Source organism: Rhodohalobacter sp. (genome assembly GCF_041686455.1).
Lineage (GTDB): Bacteria > Bacteroidota > Rhodothermia > Balneolales > Balneolaceae > Rhodohalobacter.
In genome coordinates this window covers 1-1,932 of sequence record NZ_JAWLDW010000049.1, presented here as the reverse complement: position 1 = coordinate 1,932, position 1,932 = coordinate 1, and the positions used below count along the sequence as shown (strand labels likewise).

Genomic DNA, 1,932 nt, shown 5'->3' with positions numbered 1-1,932 from the left:
CCTGCCGAACGACATCCATATCCATCGTCACCATAATACTGCCCTCTTCAAAAAGGTTAAGGCGATTTAGAACTGCATCCACAGATACAGACTGTTCAAAAACGGTGTCTCCCTGGTTACTCACGTAAGCCAGGTGTGCGGCAGAGACTGAAGCCGGGTTCAGGCCGTATACATTGTACGATTTGCACAATCCTGATTGATGCTCAATGGCCTGCCGGAAAGGTGAGCCGGAGTGAGCTTTTCCATTTTTAAACTCCCGCACATCCGTATGAGCATCGATATTAACGATATTGACTGACAGTTCCGATTTTGCGTAGCCAAGGAAGTGGCCAAAAGCCGTTTCATGTCCGCCTCCCAATATAACGGGTAATATCTGATCGGAAAGAGAACTCGCTGTATCTTCTCCCAGGTTTTTCTGATCTGCAGACAAATCTCCGGAACAGTTCAAATGGATCAAGCTCTCTGTTTTTTTCAGTAATTTTATATGCCTGTCAATATGAACCGGATGAGGAGTAAGCTTTAGGAGTTCATCATAAATCAGCTGAGGTGCTTTAGACGCCCCGGCCCGGCCTCCATTTATTTTCACCCCTTCATCTGAAGGAAAACCGATGAGGCGAACTTTCGGTTTAGCTATATTTTTTCCGATCAGATTCTTGAGTCTAGGGTCGTCATTACTCATTTCCGGCCCCTTCTTCATTTCGGTGCTTTGCTGCAAGATAAAATCGTCGTCTTCGCTTCCACTCCCGCCAGAAAATAGAGAGGATCGTTACTGCTACCAGGGGCAATACAAAAAAGATCATGGTGTTGCTGTATGCCCCCAGAAGGTCGTGATCAGTCGAATAAAGAAACAGGTAGAGTACATAGGCTATATACATTACCAGAAAAACAAATCCTTCAAAACGGTCGATTCGGTGACGGGTGAAAAAGATCGGCAGACAGGCAAAAGAAGCGGCAAGCAGAATAATCAGGTCAAACCGCACAAGTGATGGCTGAACGGGAATAGAAGCCGGGATAATTAATCCGGTGATACCGAGAACTACGAGAATGTTCAGGATATTACTTCCCACAACATTTCCTACAGCAATATCCCTCTCTCCTTTTAGGGCAGCGACAACAGCGGTAACAATTTCAGGCAAAGAAGTACCAATTGAGACAACGGTGAGCCCAATGACAAGTTCACTGATACCCGCCATTTCTGCAAAAATAACGGCACTGTCTACCAGCCACCGGGCACCAAAAACGAGCAGCAGCAAACCCACAATTCCGGTAATGATCAAAACAGGAGTAGAAGTAGGTAATTTCTCGATTTCTGCTTCCACATCGGCGTGTTTGTTTTCGCGAATCAGAAAAATGAGATAAACCACAAGCAAGATAACAAGAATCAAACTCTCCCAGAAATAGATAACTCCGCTCAGTGCAAAGAAATAAAGCAGAATGGTAACACCAATCATAACCGGCACATCAATTCGAATCAGTTTCACGTTTACTTTCAGCGGGAGAATCAGTGCGGCAATGCCCAGAATCAGAAGCGTGTTGGAGATGTTACTTCCGACGATATTACCGAGAAGAATATCGGCTTTTCCGGCAAATCCGGCCTGTAAACTCACACCAAGCTCCGGGGCACTTGTTCCGAAAGAGACGACTGTAAGGCCTACGATTAACTTTGAAATTCCAAACCGAACGGCCAGGCTGGATGATGACCGAACCAATAGCTCTGCACCTCCAATGAGTGCAATGAGACCAATAATAAACCAAATAGTGGTAGATAGCATATGATTAGGTTATCTGTTTTCCCTTCAGGAATCCGGATTCCATTCTTGAACCTTTGTAATGATACATCCATTCATTTACATTTTCGGCATCGATGACTAAAAAATCAGCAGATTTTCCCGTTTCGATGGAGCCGAATTGTTCGCCCCGGTTTATCGCTTT

General features: G+C 45.0%; 2 protein-coding genes. Both read right to left on the bottom strand.

Features of this window, described 5'->3' with window-relative positions; translation table 11 throughout:
* On the bottom strand, positions 1-679 hold a 679-nt coding region (locus tag ACESM0_RS07545), incomplete at its 3' end, for an arginase family protein (RefSeq protein WP_372905197.1).
* The gene (locus ACESM0_RS07540; protein WP_372905195.1) at positions 672-1,772 is read right to left on the bottom strand and encodes a calcium/sodium antiporter; all 1,101 of its coding nucleotides are present in this window, start codon (positions 1,770-1,772) and stop codon (positions 672-674) included. The genes ACESM0_RS07540 and ACESM0_RS07545, both read right to left, overlap by 8 nt.
* Positions 1,773-1,932: the final 160 nt, after the last annotated feature.